Source organism: Bacteroides sp. AF39-11AC, from assembly GCF_003474285.1.
Classification (GTDB): Bacteria; Bacteroidota; Bacteroidia; order Bacteroidales; family Bacteroidaceae; genus Bacteroides.
In genome coordinates, this window is sequence record NZ_QROH01000003.1 from 162,263 (window position 1) to 179,213 (window position 16,951).

14 protein-coding genes are annotated in these 16,951 nt (G+C 42.4%); 6 read left to right on the forward strand and 8 right to left on the reverse strand.

The annotated features are described in order from the left end of the window. Positions 1-213: 213 nt before the first annotated feature. The 4 genes from DW036_RS25395 to DW036_RS06355 all read right to left on the reverse strand — a co-directional run bounded on the left by DW036_RS25395 (position 214) and on the right by DW036_RS06355 (position 3,202). The gene (locus DW036_RS25395; protein WP_147401437.1) at positions 214-462 is read right to left on the reverse strand and encodes a hypothetical protein; all 249 of its coding nucleotides are present in this window, start codon (positions 460-462) and stop codon (positions 214-216) included. A gap of 181 nt (positions 463-643) precedes the next feature. Then, positions 644-1,714: a BF3164 family lipoprotein gene (locus tag DW036_RS06345; protein ID WP_118462205.1), complete on the reverse strand. Its 1,071-nt coding sequence runs from the start codon at positions 1,712-1,714 to the stop codon at positions 644-646. Next, entirely contained in the window at positions 1,689-1,928 is a 240-nt protein-coding gene (locus DW036_RS06350; RefSeq protein WP_118462206.1) for an NVEALA domain-containing protein, read from the reverse strand. Before DW036_RS06350 ends, DW036_RS06345 begins: the two co-directional genes overlap by 26 nt. A gap of 152 nt (positions 1,929-2,080) precedes the next feature. Continuing rightward, positions 2,081-3,202, reverse strand: a complete 1,122-nt coding sequence (locus tag DW036_RS06355) for a hypothetical protein (RefSeq protein ID WP_233560331.1) — start codon at positions 3,200-3,202, stop codon at positions 2,081-2,083. A gap of 1,461 nt (positions 3,203-4,663) precedes the next feature. Between DW036_RS06355 and DW036_RS06360 the strand changes: the two genes are divergently transcribed. Then, a complete protein-coding gene (locus DW036_RS06360) occupies positions 4,664-5,416 on the forward strand; it encodes a 1-acyl-sn-glycerol-3-phosphate acyltransferase (RefSeq protein WP_118462210.1) in 753 nt (250 codons plus the stop codon). Here DW036_RS06360 and DW036_RS06365 read toward each other — a convergent pair. Further along, a complete protein-coding gene (locus DW036_RS06365; protein WP_118462211.1) occupies positions 5,410-6,144 on the reverse strand; it encodes a DUF4369 domain-containing protein in 735 nt (244 codons plus the stop codon). The two genes, DW036_RS06360 and DW036_RS06365, sit on opposite strands and share 7 nt — an antisense overlap. A 212-nt stretch (positions 6,145-6,356) precedes the next feature. Between DW036_RS06365 and DW036_RS06370 the strand changes: the two genes are divergently transcribed. From DW036_RS06370 to DW036_RS06390, 5 genes are all read left to right on the forward strand, one after another. Beyond that, a complete protein-coding gene (locus DW036_RS06370) occupies positions 6,357-7,583 on the forward strand; it encodes an anaerobic sulfatase-maturation protein (protein WP_118220669.1) in 1,227 nt (408 codons plus the stop codon). Between the two features lie 13 nt (positions 7,584-7,596). After that, positions 7,597-9,756 (forward strand): S46 family peptidase, encoded by a 2,160-nt coding sequence (locus DW036_RS06375; RefSeq protein ID WP_022392612.1) that lies wholly within the window; start codon positions 7,597-7,599, stop codon positions 9,754-9,756. A gap of 139 nt (positions 9,757-9,895) precedes the next feature. Continuing rightward, positions 9,896-12,058 (forward strand): S46 family peptidase, encoded by a 2,163-nt coding sequence (locus DW036_RS06380; RefSeq protein ID WP_118462213.1) that lies wholly within the window; start codon positions 9,896-9,898, stop codon positions 12,056-12,058. 275 nt (positions 12,059-12,333) lie between these two features. Continuing rightward, positions 12,334-12,630: a thioredoxin gene (gene trxA, locus DW036_RS06385; RefSeq protein WP_118462215.1), complete on the forward strand. Its 297-nt coding sequence runs from the start codon at positions 12,334-12,336 to the stop codon at positions 12,628-12,630. A gap of 12 nt (positions 12,631-12,642) precedes the next feature. Beyond that, positions 12,643-13,119: a co-chaperone YbbN gene (locus DW036_RS06390; protein WP_007214478.1), complete on the forward strand. Its 477-nt coding sequence runs from the start codon at positions 12,643-12,645 to the stop codon at positions 13,117-13,119. Positions 13,120-13,142: 23 nt separating this feature from the next. On the opposite strand, the gene DW036_RS06395 is transcribed toward DW036_RS06390, so the two are convergent. The 3 genes from DW036_RS06395 to DW036_RS06405 are packed head-to-tail and all read right to left on the reverse strand — an operon-like array spanning position 13,143 to position 16,748. After that, positions 13,143-14,003, reverse strand: a complete 861-nt coding sequence (locus DW036_RS06395; RefSeq protein WP_118463131.1) for a histidinol-phosphatase — start codon at positions 14,001-14,003, stop codon at positions 13,143-13,145. 37 nt (positions 14,004-14,040) lie between these two features. Continuing rightward, positions 14,041-15,918, reverse strand: a complete 1,878-nt coding sequence (abc-f, locus tag DW036_RS06400) for a ribosomal protection-like ABC-F family protein (protein ID WP_118462217.1) — start codon at positions 15,916-15,918, stop codon at positions 14,041-14,043. Positions 15,919-15,941: 23 nt separating this feature from the next. Next, positions 15,942-16,748, reverse strand: coding sequence for a DUF3805 domain-containing protein (locus DW036_RS06405; RefSeq protein WP_118462219.1), 807 nt, complete (start codon positions 16,746-16,748; stop codon positions 15,942-15,944). Positions 16,749-16,951 lie beyond the last annotated feature (203 nt).

Here is a 16,951-nt window from a genome sequence, read left to right on the forward strand (position 1 = left end):
TTTATAAGTCAGTTGCAATATATATCACATATTCTTATTTTGGCAATATATGCTAAAAGAGGATTCTAATTTTCTAATGACTGACTCTGAGCAAAAATTCTAAAGACAAATTAATGGTTTAGAATCTTCAGTAACTTACATGTTTCTGCATCCAAACAAGAACTTTAAAGAAAATATATGTCAACCACTTTCTTTAAAGTTCTCATCGGACGATTAAATCGTCGCATTACACTCAGGCGTACCCTTCCCCGATGCACAATACTCTTGTTTGTTGTTAACGTCTGAAACACAATGTCCATAATTCAACGAACTACTAGAACTTGTTTCACAAGCTGCACTTGCTTCTACTTCAACAAGAGGTGATGGAAGAACAGGATGTTGAACATCATTCTTTGAAACACCTAAACTTGCGCTAACAGCTACAACAACTACCACCACAAGAAACTTAAAAAATCTTCTCATAATCATAAAATATTAAAATTAAACATTCTCTACTCAGACCAATTCCGATATAGAGTTTATCTTACAGTAAATAATAGCTTCATTTTACGCAAAATATTCATTTTCCTACAAAATAGATTACAGACATAATACACCGATAAAATTATATTTAGCACAGAATCAAAAACATACCAATTCACAATTAAAACATACAGTTAATACTGTATTCCAATATCGGCTCATCCATATTCACATCCAAAGCTGTAATAACACCTCTCTGTTCATCAACAAAAATGCCATGAACATAATGGTCCAACACATATTTCCGAAGCGGTTCACCTTTCAGGCTAAACACATAAATAGATTGTCCTCCATCCGGTAATTTGTTTCCCTGTTTGGCACTCTCCATAATATCCTTGAAACTTTTCCCTTGGAAAACAGCATAAATAGCATTGTCCGTCACTTGTACATCGCCAAAGCCCATAATACCTGTCGGTATGCCATAACCCTCTGCGACCTGAAACTCCGGCTCGCCATGCGGACCGATACAGGCAACATGCGTACTGTCTTTCAAGTTATAGATTTCCAGAACCTCACCCAACTGGGTAGCAGCAACCAACACACCCTTACGAGGGTTGTAGTCAATAAAACTACGCCAAGCCTGCGCCAATGCAGGACGAGAATTTGCCAAAGCTTCTTCGTTGGCAGAAGGGATTACCCCGAACTTCCGTAACAACCTTCCCTCTGAACTGACCTGACAGAAACGGTTATCACCTGTATAGTCAGGAATGATAAAAGTGGAGTCCTCATATATTACAAAATCTAAAGCTCGGAGGATTGCTTTATCTAACTTCACTACTTCCTGACAAAACAACGTGTCACTGGATAAAGTAAAACCCAACTCTGTCAGTTCCGACTTATTTGCATCCAATATCCACAAGCCTTTTTCACTCCATCGGAAGTTTTCTGCTGAAAGCATCTCTTCGGGGGCATCTCCCTTCTTACCAAAGGAAGACAGATACCGAAATTCCGGATAACTGAATGCATGAAAATAATGATCCGTTCCATGCAAATCCAGCACCACAGCTTTATTGTCCCAAGCATGTACCCGAAAGGGGTAGCGAAATAAGGCTGTATCCAGTTGTATCGTCTTTGCTTTTAGTTCCCGGACTTCAGGGAAATCAACATATCCATTATTCATAGAGACAGTTGATTGGGAAGTACAGGAAAGAAGAAAAAAGAGGATACTAATAAAGTAAGCTATACGGAGCATAATAAGAATCTACTTTGATATTATTAAACGGACAATCGACAGTTCCAATACCGAAACAATAAACTCCATCATACTCTCCCCTCGCCAAAGCTTCTACATTTTCTAATAATAAAGGAGACACCTCCGATGATGGCTGACTTTTTACAATATATCCACTTACAATAGCAACTACTATTAATACAATTACCAGATTTTTTTTAATTCTGTTTTTCATAAATCATACTTTTTATTGATTTTTCAATGTGGCAAATATAAAGATTACACAAATATTTCATATATGTTTCATTGATTTTATAACGCCTTAAGGGGGTAAGAAAATTCTTACCCCCTTAAAACGCCTTTTTTAATTAAAAATTAAGGATTTATTTATTTTGTCAATAACAAAACAAAGCCAACTTCATCTTTTTCATTTCGCATACGGACAATATTCACGCGCGAATTATCACTTTCAAGTAATCTCCGAAGCTTGGATATAGCAGTTTTTCTTTTACCTTCCAAACCAATATCATCCAAATTCCAATCACAAATTTCAGCGATTCTACCATCCGACAAAAAATGGTCTTTAGCATGGATAAAAGCAGATAACAACTTATACGGCTGCTTAGAACATTGTTTCATCTGCCCTTTATAAGTTATGGTCATTTCCTTTTCATTAAAAAGAATTTCACGTAGTTGGTATTTAGCATTACCAAGGCTACAGACTACTTCATCTTCTGATACTATTTTATCAGTAGATAAAAAATCATCATACTGAAGAAGAACAGCGGATGGCAGAACATCCACTTTATTATTTGGAATTCTATCCCTATTATATATAAGTAGAAATGCCAAGATGCATATTCCTAATATTAACCCTCCAATGTATAAAACAATATCCATACGCCTCCAGTCTGCACACCACCACACAGATGGTGCAGACAAATAGGCCTTCACTTCAAGAAAATACATATTATCCAAATAATAATCTCCGAGTTTATTTTCAGGCAGACAAAAGGCTTGATTTCCAGCAAGAGTTTGTTTCAGATTCTCTTCATTATTGGACATTTGAGGTATGAATTCAAAAGCTGAATAATAATGAGGTAAACTCGCATTCAATTTCTTTTGCCATTGTTCATTCAATCCATCAATAGACGAAACACCAGACATAAGTAAATAACGAGCCATAGAAGCCAAAAAATCCGAGGAAAGTAATCTCTTCGTTTCTTTTACAGAATCAATTTCTACAATTAGTGGTCCTGTTGCTGTTACAATGCGACGTTTGGAAATCTTCTCTTCATTATTACCGCCTGCCGAATAAAATGGTATTCTCTGTTGCTCAAGCTCCTGACTCACCCAGGCTGTTGCTGCATCCTTTAATAACATTTCAGCAGTCATTTTATCTTTCCCCTGATTTTCCACCCCGCTTAGGTACAGTGAGTACACAAGCAAGCCTACAGTAGTCAACAACAATCCGCACAATATGTATAATGTTTGTTTATAGTATTTCATGGCATTTATAAATGTGTATGCCACAAAAGTACATAAAAAGAAACCCATCATCAAGCAATTATATCATAAAATCGCTTCACATTTAAAAACATCTTCTGATATAGGCAGGTATAATCTATATGTACTCAAAGAATCTCCTTTCAGACTACAACAATAAAGTTTTTTCAGTCAGCAAATCTAAAGAATCCAGTCCAATATCCCCTGAAAGACATACATCATTTAATTTAATAAATAGGAGTTCAAAACAGCTATTACCCACTGATTATCAACATATTAAAAGTCAACAAAGAAGAAACCAAGAGGTCAATTCAGGGGTCAGGGTCACCTATACCCCCGCATTTTACTCAAATGGAAAGAGTGATTGCATCCCATGTCAAGAAATATTCCGTATAGAAGTACCTACTAAATAAACGCTCAACAGGCAGACAGATAAAACAGAAAACTAATCTATAAAATAAGCCTTATTCTTCCCAAAAACTTTTACATATACCAAGGCCACACAATATCGTTTTTTTACCCATAAAGAATCATCAAAACTATGTAGATTGCCAATATATCAAAATAGATTCCAAAGCGATATTCAGCACACAAGCAAATATCCATCTCGCTGTACAACAACAACATACCAATATCAAAAGAATATTTTCATCTACGAGTGGGGTTATAGGTGACCCTGACCCTAACTTGACCCCCAGCAAGACGTCTCAAAGTCTTTATAAAGCTTTTCACTGTTCCATTCTTTTAATATAGCAAACAAACAACCGGCAATAAAAGAAACGACCATTATACAGTAAGGTATAAAACCTCTAAGCCTCAATTACCTTAAAGGAGAGGTGACAACAAGCAATGTTATGATACAAAACAAAGAATGTTTCGTATCACAACATTACTTGTTTTACATTATGACATCGTTTGTAGTATTAAAAATGACATTACCAGAAAGATATCACTTCATTAACAAACTAACCACATATTAATCATTAAAGTATTTTTCAATATCAAGATAAGCAAATTGCTATTCACTATCCAAATTCATAATGATTCGTTTATTCTCTCCACCATAACACAAGTCATTTATTTTGCGCCCTAACACTAATTTCATACCTTTCAAGTTTCCATTTTTCATAATATCCCACACATTTAGTTAGACATTTCCTGTAAGGAGATATAAGGGAAGAATAACTGTTCCCTTTTTCGTTTTTCACAAATCAGAAATTCACAACCAAACGTTGCCTGAACATCCGCATCACCCCATCAGGAGCCCCTTTTAGAGGGTATTAAAAAGGGTTACACCCTTTACTCCGGATGGCTACACCCTTTGGGGCAGATAGCTACACCATCCGGGGCAAAGGGTGTAGCCCTGTCAGAAAGAGTATTATCGGGGCAAACTAAAAGTGCCATTGCCGGGTAGTATATCTAAATCAAAATGCATATCTTTGCAGCAATAAAAATCCAACACCTATGAAGATACTCTATTATATTTACCAAATATGTTTTGCATTGCCAATTCTGCTGGTATTGACTATTCTTACGGCTTTGGTCACGATTGTCGGCTCACTGATAGGCGGTGCACACATCTGGGGATATTATCCCGGAAAAATATGGTCACAACTAATTTGCATTTTCCTGCTGATCCCTGTAAAGGTGCGCGGCCGGGAAAAGATACATAAACATACGTCGTACGTATTCGTACCCAATCATCAGGGTGCATTCGATATCTTCCTGATCTACGGATTCCTGGGACGCAACTTCAAGTGGATGATGAAGAAGAGCCTGCGGAAATTACCTTTCGTAGGAAAAGCCTGCGAAAGCGCAGGACACATCTTTGTAGACCGTTCTGGACCTAAGAAAGTACTGGAAACCATTCGTCAGGCAAAGGCTTCACTGAAAGATGGCGTATCATTGGTGGTATTTCCGGAAGGTGCACGTACTTTTACAGGACACATGGGATACTTCAAGAAAGGTGCATTTCAATTGGCAGACGAGTTACAGCTAGAAGTGGTGCCCGTCACTATCGACGGATCATTCCAAATCCTCCCCCGCACGGGCAAGTGGATACACCCATACCGTATGATACTCACTATCCATGATCCTATCCCTCCCAAAGGGCAAGGTATAGAAAACATCAAGGCGACGATGGCCGAAGCCTACGCCGCCGTAGAAAGTGCTTTACCGGAAGAATACAAGGGAATGGTAAAAAACGAGGATCAATGATTGCTCTCCTCCATGCGTCGATGTTCCTCTATTAATTTCATATTCTCTTTGGCTTTATCGAGGAATTCCCTCACCAAAGGAGTACTCTTGAAAGACTGGGGAGCCGTACGGATGATATCCTCTATCTGTGGGGTCATGATAGGATAAGGCAGCGTGCTGCACATCATCATGAATACACTGGGACCAAGGACATTCTCATAATTGGCAGAAATAAATTCCTTTATATAGTCATTCATTTCTTTTATCAAGGCCTCTCCCTCCTGAGTCAGTTGCTCGTGGATGTCATCCAATGCGGCGCCATCCAGAACCATACGTGCCTCTTTCTTTTCCAGTTCTTCAATCTTCAGCTCAAGCGCATTGCGCTTTTCGATGAATTCATACAAAGCATTGTTTAGCGGCGTACCTTTAGCGGTGAGTTGAGAGTTGGATATGGAGACTTCAACTTTACCGTTTTCGAGTACAAGAGGCATGATAGCCTCATCATTCATGTAGAGCGTCACCATCATTACAGAGTCTGACGGGCCACTCGTTGAGAACAAACCGTGTACCACTTCGGCAGAGTCAATTGTTATCCATTGCCCGTCGCGGAGCGTTTTCAGGTATAACATCTTACCGTCGAGACTGGTCACCGATGACACACCCTCCACTTTATACTTGCGACTGCACGAAGCAAAAAGCACGAGCAAAAGCATTAAGGGCAAAATACGGTTCACATTCATTCTAATCATGCAGGAAACGATTTTTATGAAACACGATACAAAGGTACAACCTATTCGCGCTGTAAAGAAACTTTTTATCAATATTTAAATTTTGCTCTCTTTTTTCCATTAATAATCCTTATAAGGAGGGAGAAAAGAAAGGATATTTCATTTAGTTTACTTATTTTTGCAGTGATAAGTAACAAAATGTAAACCCTATTACTGAAACAAGATAGTCTCCTATGTCAACTTATGCTCCTTTTGCCAAGCCACTCTACGTCATGCTGAAACCGGTAGGCGCCGTATGCAACCTTGCATGCGACTACTGTTACTACCTGGAAAAGAGCAAACTATACCAGAACAACCCAAAGCATGTAATGAGCGAAGAGTTGCTGGAAAAGTTTATTGAAGAGTATATTAATTCGCAAACCATGCCGCAGGTAATGTTTACCTGGCATGGCGGGGAAACCCTGATGCGCCCGTTGTCTTTCTACAAAAAGGCGATGGAGCTGCAAAAAAAATATGCACGCGGACGCACCATAGACAACAGCATACAGACCAACGGAACCATGCTGACGGATGAATGGTGCGAATTCTTCCGTGAAAACAACTGGCTGGTGGGAGTCTCTATCGACGGGCCGCAGGAGTTTCATGACGAATATCGAAAAAACAAGCAGGGAAAACCCTCTTTCGTAAAGGTGATGCAAGGCATCAATTTATTGAAGAAGCACGGTGTAGAATGGAACGGAATGGCAGTAGTGAATGACTACAATGCCGATTATCCGCTGGAATTTTACAACTTCTTCAAGGAAATAGGCTGCCACTACATACAGTTTGCCCCCATCGTAGAGCGCGTATTCGGACATCAGGACGGACGACATCTGGCCTCACTGGCCGATCGTGAAGAGGTGGCCGAACTGGCGGACTTTTCCGTCAGCCCGGAGCAATGGGGCAATTTCCTCTGTACCCTCTTCGACGAATGGGTGAAAAAGGATGTAGGCACATATTACATTCAGTTGTTTGACTCTACCCTGGCCAACTGGATAGGCGAACAGCCGGGGGTATGCACCATGGCAAAGACCTGCGGACATGCCGGAGTAATGGAATTCAACGGAGATGTATATTCCTGCGACCATTTTGTATTCCCCGAATACAAGCTGGGAAACATTTACCAGAAGACACTGGTGGAAATGATGTACAGTGAAAAGCAACAGGCTTTCGGGCAGATGAAACAGCAATCGTTGCCTACTCAGTGCCGTGAATGTGAGTGGCTGTTTGCCTGCAATGGCGAATGCCCCAAGAACCGTTTTGCACGGACGGCAACCGGCGAACCGGGATTAAACTATCTCTGCAAGGGGTATCATCGCTTCTTCAGTCATGTGGCTCCGTATATGGACTTCATGAAGAACGAGTTGATGAATCAACGCCCGCCCGCCAATGTAATGGATTTCATAAAATCGAACTCATAATAATCAAGTAAGAATGAAAATTAGAACCTATTTAGTGGCGCTTTCTGCGCTGGCGTTCGGCTCTGCAATGCGTGCCGACGAAGGAATGTGGTTGCTGCAGTTGATGAAACAGCAGAATTCCATTGAGTTAATGAAAAAACAAGGACTGAAACTGGAAGCGGATGATTTGTACAATCCAGGTGGAGTTTCACTGAAAGATGCGGTAGGCATCTTCGGTGGAGGCTGTACGGGTGAAATCATTTCACCGGAAGGCTTGATTCTGACAAACCACCATTGTGGTTATGCTTCTATCCAACAACACAGTAGTGTGGAACACGACTATCTGACAGATGGTTTCTGGGCCAAAAACCGTAGCGAGGAATTGCCTACTCCGGGATTGAAGTTCCAGTTCGTGGACCGTATTGAAGATATCACGGATATCGTAAACCAGAAAATCGCTGCCGGCGAAGTGACGGAAGTGAATGCAATGACTCGCCCGTTCCTCAACAAACTGGCTAAGGAATTATTCGAAAAAAGCGATCTGAAGGACAAGAAGGGCATCGAAGTACAAGCATTGCCATTCTATGCCGGTAACAAATACTACCTGTTCTACAAGAAAGTATACACAGACGTACGCATGGTAGCTGCTCCCCCCTCCTCTATCGGTAAATTCGGTGGAGAGACAGACAACTGGATGTGGCCACGCCACACGGGAGACTTCTCCATGTTCCGCATTTATGCTGACGCTAATGGTGATCCCGCAGAATATTCAGCATCAAACGTGCCCCTGAAAACTCCGAAATACCTGCCCATCTCCATCAAAGGACTGGAAGAAGGTGACTATGCCATGATTATGGGATTCCCCGGAAGTACAAGCCGCTACCTCACCGTATCGGAAGTAAAAGAACGTATGGAGGCACAGAACCAGCCACGCATCACCATTCGTGGCGCACGTCTTGCCGTACTGAAAGAAGTGATGGCCGCCAGCGACAAAACTCGTATTCAGTATGCCAACAAGTATGCCGGTAGCAGCAACTACTGGAAGAACTCTATCGGTATGAATAAGGCTATCATTGATAATGATGTGCTGGGTACGAAAGCAGAACAGGAGAAGAAATTCGCTGAGTTCGCCAAAGGCAAGCCGGAATACGAAGGTGTAGTAGAAAAAATCGATGCGATTGTGAGCCAGACAATGCCGGTGACCGGTCAGTATTACTACCTGACAGAAGCATTCAGCGGTGCCATTGAATTCGGTAGCCCGTACATGGTTATGGACAATCTGAAAAAAGGCCTGGAAGAGAAGAATGACTCTCTTATCAACAAATCCATAGAGCAGTTGAAAGAAGTTTTTGCTGATATCCACAACAAAGACTATGACCATGAAGTAGACCGTAAAGTGGCTAAAGCTATCTTCCCGGTATATGCCGAAATCATTCCGGCAGAACAGCGTCCGGCTTTCTATCAGACTATCGAAAAGGAATTCAAAGGTGATTACAATGCTTACATCGATGCTATGTATGACAACTCCATCCTGGCCAATCAGGCTAACTTCGATAAGTTCTTAAAGAAGCCTACGGTAAAAGCTATCGAGAAGGATATTGCAACCCAATATTCACGTGCCAAGATTGAAAAGTTGATGGCACTGGCAAAAGATTTGAACAGCACTTCCAAAGAACTGGCCTTGCTGCACAAAGCATATATCCGTGGTCTGGGCGAAATGAAAGAGCCTGTTCCATCTTATCCGGATGCCAACTTCACCATCCGTCTGACCTACGGTAATGTAAAATCTTACAATCCGCGTGATGCCGTACACTATAAATACTATACCACTACAGACGGTATTCTGGAAAAAGAAAACCCCGAAGACCGTGAATTCGTAGTTCCTGCCAAATTGAAGGAACTGATTCAGAAGAAAGACTTCGGACGCTATGCGTTGCCAAACGGTGATATGCCGGTTTGCTTCCTGAGCACGAACGATATTACCGGTGGTAACTCCGGTAGCCCGGTACTGAATGCAAACGGTGAATTGATCGGATGTGCTTTCGACGGTAACTGGGAGTCTCTGAGTGGGGACATCAATTTCGATAACAACTTGCAACGTTGTATCAATCTGGATATCCGTTATGTACTGTTCATCCTCGAAAAACTGGGAGGATGCGAGCATCTGATAAAGGAAATGAACATTGTAGAGTAATCAACCACCCTGTGGAAAGATGCCTCTGCAACTGAACATAGATGAGTATACGACTGAATAGGGTTCAGTCGTATACTTAACCCTATTCAGTCGTATAGTGATTCTACCCCTTTCTGAACTATCTCTAACGCTCCTTTATATGAAAAAGAATATACTATCATTATTCCTGACATTCACAGTGCTATCAGCACACGCCGACGAAGGTATGTGGATGCTGACCGACCTGCAAAAGCAGAACGAAGTGGCTATGACAGAACTGGGATTACTGATTCCGGCTAACCAGATTTATAACCCCGACGGCATCGCACTGAAAGACGCAGTGATCCACTTCGGCGGAGGGTGTACAGGTGAAGTCATCTCTGCCGAAGGATTGGTATTGACCAACCACCACTGTGGCTATGGTTCTATCCAACAGCACAGCACGGTGGAACACGACTATCTGACGGATGGTTTCTGGGCCATGAGCCGTGAAGAAGAACTTCCCTGCAAGGGACTTACCATCACTTATATTGATGAGATACTGGATGTGACTGATTACGTCAACGAACAGTTGAAGATAGATCCGGACCCGAATGGTACCAATTATCTCTCTCCCAAGTACCTGAAAGAAGTGGCCGAACGTTTTTCTTCCGAACAAGGCATTGCCCTGACTCCGGGACGCAAACTGGAGCTGAAAGCTTTCTATGGCGGAAACCGTTACTATCTGTTCATCAAGACTACGTATAGTGATATCCGCATGGTAGGTGCACCTCCTTCTTCCATAGGTAAGTTTGGTGCAGATACCGACAACTGGATGTGGCCGCGCCATACAGGTGACTTCTCCCTGTTCCGCATTTATGCCGACAAGGATGGAAAACCTGCGGAATACTCCAAAGATAATGTACCCTTGAAGGTAAAGAAACACCTTACGATCAGCCTTGCCGGCTACAAGGAAGGTGACTTCACGTTCGTTATGGGATTCCCCGGACGCAACTGGCGTTATATGATCTCCGACGAAGTGGAAGAACGTATGGAAACTACGAATTTCATGCGCCATCATGTACGCGGTGTACGCCAGGAAGCATTAATGGAACAGATGCAGAAAGACCCCGCCGTACGTATCCATTACGCCAGCAAGTATGCTTCATCTGCCAACTATTGGAAGAATGCCATCGGTATGAACGAAGGGCTTGTCCGCCTGAAAGTGCTTGATACTAAACGTGCTCAACAGGAACAACTCCTCGCCCGCGGACGCGAACAGGGTGACGACTCTTATCAGAAAGCATTCGACCAGATACGCAGCATCGTCGAGCATCTCCGCCCCGCCCTTTATCACCAGCAAGCCATTCAGGAAGCATTGGTAACGGGATTGGACTTCATGCGCATTCCCAACACTTCTGCCATGCTGGCCGCCTTGAAAAGCAAGGACAAAGCGCAGATTAAAACTGCCGCAGATAGCTTGAAGATTGCCGCAGACAAGTATTTTGCCTCCGTGCCTTTCCCCGAAGTGGAACGCATTGTTGCCAAGAAAATGCTGCAGACTTACATGCAATATATCCCCGCAGAACAACGTATCAGTATCTTTGAAGTGATCGATAAGCGTTTCAAGGGGAATAGTGATGCTTTTGTGGACGCTTGCTTCGACCACTCTATTTTTGGAAATAAAGAGAACTTCAAGAAGTTTATCCGCAAGCCGGGCTCTTATAAACTGGGCTTCGACTGGATGGTGTTGTTCAAGCATTCCATCACCGATGGCTTGTTGCAGACCGCCATCGCCATGGCAGAGGCCAACAAGAACTATAATGCCGCGCATAAAGTGTGGGTAAAAGGAATGATGGATATGAAGCGCAGTGCAGGCACTCCGATCTATCCGGACGCCAACTCTACCCTGCGTCTCACTTACGGACAAGTGTTACCGTATGAACCTGCGGACGGAGTGGAATATGGCTATTACACCACCCTCAAAGGTGCCATGGAAAAGGAAGATCCCAATAACTGGGAATTTGTGATTCCTGCAAAACTGAAACAGTTGTATCAGGCAAAAGACTTCGGTCGCTATGCCATGCCGAACGGTGAAATGCCTATCTGTTTCATCGTGAACACGGATAACACCGGTGGTAACTCCGGCAGTCCGGTATTCAATGCCAAAGGTGAACTTATCGGTACAGGTTTCGACCGTAATTATGAAGGTCTCACAGGAGATATCGCCTTCCGCCCTTCATCACAACGTGCCGCCTGTGTAGATATCCGCTATACTTTATTCATCATAGAGAAGTATGCCGGAGCTTCACACATCATCAAGGAATTGACGATTGCGGAATAAAAGAAAGTCCGTCTATGTATTCGGACCCTCAATAATTCACTCCTACAGATATCTGTACAATATCTGTAGGAGTGTTTCTTTTCAGGAAATCATTTCCACTGGAAAATGTTTCATTCTGACAACGAATCTAAAAAATAGCCAAAATATGCCCTAAACGGCCATAAAGGATAAAAGGGCGTGAACAATACATACCCGAAACTGTTTCTAACTACAGACAATAACACTAATTTTGTAGTAATAAAAAAACTTGTAGTAATAACAGAAAGGAAAAGATTATGGAGAAATTTGAAGAACTTATACAATCAGAAAAACCTGTTTTAGTAGACTTTTTTGCAACTTGGTGTGGCCCATGTAAGGCAATGCATCCTGTATTGGAAGAGCTGAAAGAACAAATCGGTGATGGTGCCCGCATCGTGAAAATCGATGTAGACCAACATGAGGAACTGGCTGCTAAGTATCGTATACAAGCGGTACCCACTTTTATCGTATTCAAGAAAGGTGAAGCCGTTTGGCGTCATTCCGGAGTTATTAAGGGCAGTGAGCTGAAAGGCGTCATTGAACAAAATTCATAAAGAACAAACATTATGAAGAAAGTACTAACATTTGCCATTCTGATTTTTGCCAGCGTACTGACATTCGCCTGCAAGGATGGAGCAAAAGCACAACCCAATGAACCGGAACAAAAAGAAGCCAAGAGCGGAGAAGTAATCGTAATGAACAAGGATATGTTTATTAAAGATGTATTCGATTACGAGAAATCCCAGGACTGGAAATATAAGGGTGACAAACCCGCCATCATTGACTTGTATGCCGACTGGTGTGGTCCCTGCCGCATGACAGCGCCCATCATGAAAGATCTGGCAAAAGAATACGCCGGAAAGATCGTGATCTACAAAGTGAATGTGGACAAAGAACGTGAACTTGCCGCATTATTCAATGCAAGCAGCATTCCTCTCTTTGTATTCATTCCGATGGAAGGAGAACCTCAGCTTTTCCGTGGTGCAGCTGATAAAGCCACTTACCAAAAGGCAATTGAAGATTTCTTGTTAAAGAAGAAATAATATATAAGAAAAAGTCACTGGAGTTATGTATGAATGAGGAGTGGCATATCTTTCCACTCATTATTGTACATCTCCGTGACAGTGTGATAACCGGACGCTTGCAGGGCCATCAAAGCTTGCAGGCGTCCGTTGTTTATACGCTCCGGGTAGTGGGAATCACTATTAACCTGTACACGGATTCCCTTTTCAAGCAATACAGGGAAGTAGCGTTCATTGGGATAGAAAGTACCCAATTCCAGATAAGATTTTGTATTAACCTCTACGATATATCCTTTGCGGGCAATAGCATCAAAATATTCCTGAATCAAAGCATCATACCAAGGTTCATCCAGTAAGCCGGGATGATAAGCAGATGCGTTATAGTGCATTTTGTCAGCGTGACCGACAATATCAAAACCGCCCAGTTCCACCATACGCATCAAACGGTCATAATAAAGATGCACCACTCTCACCAGGTCACCATTGAAATGTTTATCCACAAGTCTGCGGAATTTATCAGCCGTCACATCCACATCCACTATTTCTCCCTTATCATCATAAAGCAAGTGTACAGAACCGATACGGTAATCCAACGGTAATTCGCGGAAACGGGCAACAGACGGATTGCTCTCTTCATTCAGATAGTCAATCTCCAGACCGATATAGAGTTCTATTTGTCCGGCATACTTAGCCTTCAGACGATGGAATTCAGCCAGATAATCATCCATAGAGTCCCACTCCATAGTCCACGCTGTAGAAAACGGCAGAGGGGCATGGGAAGAAAATCCATAAGAAGTAAATCCTTCGCTCAGGGCAAAGCGGATAAAGTCTTCCATATTAGCACGTCCGTCGCAATATAAGCTATGACTATGATAGTTCGTTAAATTTCCAGTTCTGTTGCTCATAATTTTATCATTTATCATCTCACCAACTTGCATCCTATCAATCTTCTATCTCACTAAGTTCCAGCCAGCGCATGGTCTTTTCATCAATCAAATCCGTAATTTCGGGCAAACGCTTTGATTTCTCAGTGAGTTCTTCTACGGATAAGGTACCACTGCACAGGGCAGCTTCAATGGTTTTCTTTTCTTCTTCCAATGTAGCGATTTCCTGTTCCAGCTGTTCAAATTCCCTTTTCTCCTTAAAGGACATCCGACGTTTTTCATTCAGACGCACTTTAGCGGTTTTATCTTCCTGCGGTTTAGAGGCTTCTTTTTCTTTCTCCTTTTCCAACCGAGCCCTTTCCTCTTTCCAATCACGATACTGGGTATAATTTCCGGGGAAATCACGGATATCTGCCTGACCGTTGAATACCAGCATGTGGTCTACTACTTTATCCATAAAATAGCGGTCATGGCTGACCACAATCACACAACCCTTGAAATTCTGCAAATACTCTTCCAGCACATTTAGAGTGATAATATCCAAGTCGTTGGTAGGCTCATCCAATACAAGGAAGTTAGGATTGCGCATCAGTACCGTGCACAAGTACAGGCGGCGGCGTTCTCCACCACTCAACTTATAGACATAACTGTGTTGGGTTTCGGGAGTGAAAAGGAAATGCTGCAGGAATTGGGAAGCAGTCAGTTTCTTGCCATTACCCAGTTCTATGACTTCGGCAATATCCTGCACCACATCAATGACTTTCATCTGTTCATCAAACTGCAAGCCATCCTGAGAGTAATAACCGAAGCGCACCGTCTCACCAATATCAATTGTTCCACTGTCTGCCTTTACTTCTCCCATCAGGATTTTAATAAAAGTAGATTTACCGGTACCATTATTTCCCACAATACCCATCTTTTCATAACGGGCAAAGATGTAAGAGAAGTCTTCCAATATCTTCAGGTCACCGAATGATTTGTACACATGGTCCGCTTCGAATATCTTACTGCCGATATAGGATGCTTTCACATCCAGCTTCACATTGTCGTTATTAAAACGCTGTTTAGCTACTTTCTCCAGTTCATAGAAAGCCTCTTCGCGATAACGCGCTTTATGCCCACGAGCTTGCGGCATACGACGCATCCATTCCAACTCTGTGCGATACAGATTGTTGGCGCGGGTGATCTCGACATTCGTTGCATCAATACGTTCCTGCCGTTTCTCCAAATAATAACTATAGTTTCCTTTATATTGATAAATCTGACGATTGTCTATTTCAATGATTTCGGTGCAGACACGATCCAGAAAATAGCGGTCGTGCGTCACCATAAGCAGACTGAGGTTGGTGCGGCGCAAATAATCTTCCAGCCATTCAGTCATATCAAGATCGAGGTGGTTGGTAGGCTCATCCAGGATCAGAAAATCCGGTTCAGTGATAAGGGTGTTGGCAAGTGCCACACGCTTCAGTTGACCACCGGAAAGGTGCTTTACTTGCTGGTCGAAATTACGTATCTTCAACTGAGATAGAATTTGCTTGGCCTTCTGCTCATAATCCCATGCTTTTTCATGGTCCATGCGTATCAGGATTTCATCGAGTCCCGGATGCCCTTCCGTCTCCATGCAACGTTCGTATTCCTTAATCAATTCTACGGTACTGTTGCCATGATGAAAACAGGCTTCCAATACAGTCAGGTTTTCCGGATATTGCGGGTCTTGTTCCAAATACCCTACCCGGAGGTCACGGCGGAAAGATATATTTCCACTGTCATATCCCTCTTTCCCGGCAATGATATTCAGTAAGGTAGTTTTACCGCTACCATTCTTGGCAATCAATCCGATACGTTGTCCTTCTGCTACACCGAGAGCAACATTCTCAAGCAATACCAAATCACCAAACGATTTGGTCAAATTCTCTATCTGAAGATAACTAATCACAATTAAAAATTATAAATTAAAAATTAAAGAAGGGTTTTGTAGGTCTCTGACAGATTGCAAGATTCCCCTGCCTTCACTTTGCTCCACACTAATTTCATGGGATCAATCCATTCTCCGGTAGTAAGATTCTGCAGCACAGGAGCTTCGCGATTACCATCTATCAGGGTCATCCACTCCAAGCCATCTACTTCATTGGCAAGAATCACACAGATGGCAATACCGAAAGAGAGCCACGCTTCTTTCTTCTTCGGACCGATAGTTCCACTATCGATGACCTGCTGCATGCTGTCCAAATCTTCCTCCATTCCCTGGAAGTCTTTTTTCAGTTGCTCCTTCACAGTGTTTGTCACCCACTCAAAAGCTTCATTAATCTGATAAATTTCGGACAGGCGGACAGGAATAATTTCTTCCGGATATTTCACTCCCTCTTTGCGTATTTCCAATGAAGCAACAACCGCCTCGGCTTCTGCCGCAGACGAACCCTTACTGACAGTAAAAGAACATTCGAAAGCCACATCGCCCATACCGGTAATCCAAAGATGAGAAGTATAATAAGCTCCGTCTTCCTCAAACATCTCTTTACTGTAAGCACATTCCATATTTCCTATCCTTACGGAAACAGCCGAAGGATTGTCTTTCAGTTCCTGCCGGATTACTTCTCTGGCATACGTCGCATTGCCTTTGTATGCAGAGATACGGAAATTTCCGGTCCATTCATTAGGATTATAGAAGAGAAAAGAGCCTTCTCCATCTTCAAATTCATTCCAGTCTGCGGGATACATCATGGAAAACCATGCTCCCGGAGAGATAAATTTCTTGCTTTGTGCCATTGTTATTCAGAGGTTAAAAACGAGGCCACCTGACCTCGTCCGGCAAAAGTAACATTACATCCGTTGATATGCAAACAAACAGAAACAAAAAAACAGCCGATTCTCACGAACCGACTGTCCCAATCATCATCTATGAATGAAGACCGTTATAGTCTTCAATATCTTATTAAATCTCTATTAAACTTCAATGAAAACCATATTTT

Bases quoted from the DNA above. Each gene is read 5' to 3' on its own strand.
- DW036_RS25395 (WP_147401437.1), bottom strand. From the start codon at position 462: ATGAGAAGATTTTTTAAGTTTCTTGTGGTGGTAGTTGTTGTAGCTGTT.
- DW036_RS06345 (WP_118462205.1), bottom strand. From the start codon at position 1,714: ATGCTCCGTATAGCTTACTTTATTAGTATCCTCTTTTTTCTTCTTTCC.
- DW036_RS06350 (WP_118462206.1), bottom strand. From the start codon at position 1,928: ATGAAAAACAGAATTAAAAAAAATCTGGTAATTGTATTAATAGTAGTT.
- DW036_RS06355 (WP_233560331.1), bottom strand. From the start codon at position 3,202: ATGAAATACTATAAACAAACATTATACATATTGTGCGGATTGTTGTTG.
- DW036_RS06360 (WP_118462210.1), top strand. From the start codon at position 4,664: ATGAAGATACTCTATTATATTTACCAAATATGTTTTGCATTGCCAATT.
- DW036_RS06365 (WP_118462211.1), bottom strand. From the start codon at position 6,144: ATGATTAGAATGAATGTGAACCGTATTTTGCCCTTAATGCTTTTGCTC.
- DW036_RS06370 (WP_118220669.1), top strand. From the start codon at position 6,357: ATGTCAACTTATGCTCCTTTTGCCAAGCCACTCTACGTCATGCTGAAA.
- DW036_RS06375 (WP_022392612.1), top strand. From the start codon at position 7,597: ATGAAAATTAGAACCTATTTAGTGGCGCTTTCTGCGCTGGCGTTCGGC.
- DW036_RS06380 (WP_118462213.1), top strand. From the start codon at position 9,896: ATGAAAAAGAATATACTATCATTATTCCTGACATTCACAGTGCTATCA.
- trxA (WP_118462215.1), top strand. From the start codon at position 12,334: ATGGAGAAATTTGAAGAACTTATACAATCAGAAAAACCTGTTTTAGTA.
- DW036_RS06390 (WP_007214478.1), top strand. From the start codon at position 12,643: ATGAAGAAAGTACTAACATTTGCCATTCTGATTTTTGCCAGCGTACTG.
- DW036_RS06395 (WP_118463131.1), bottom strand. From the start codon at position 14,003: ATGAGCAACAGAACTGGAAATTTAACGAACTATCATAGTCATAGCTTA.
- DW036_RS06405 (WP_118462219.1), bottom strand. From the start codon at position 16,748: ATGGCACAAAGCAAGAAATTTATCTCTCCGGGAGCATGGTTTTCCATG.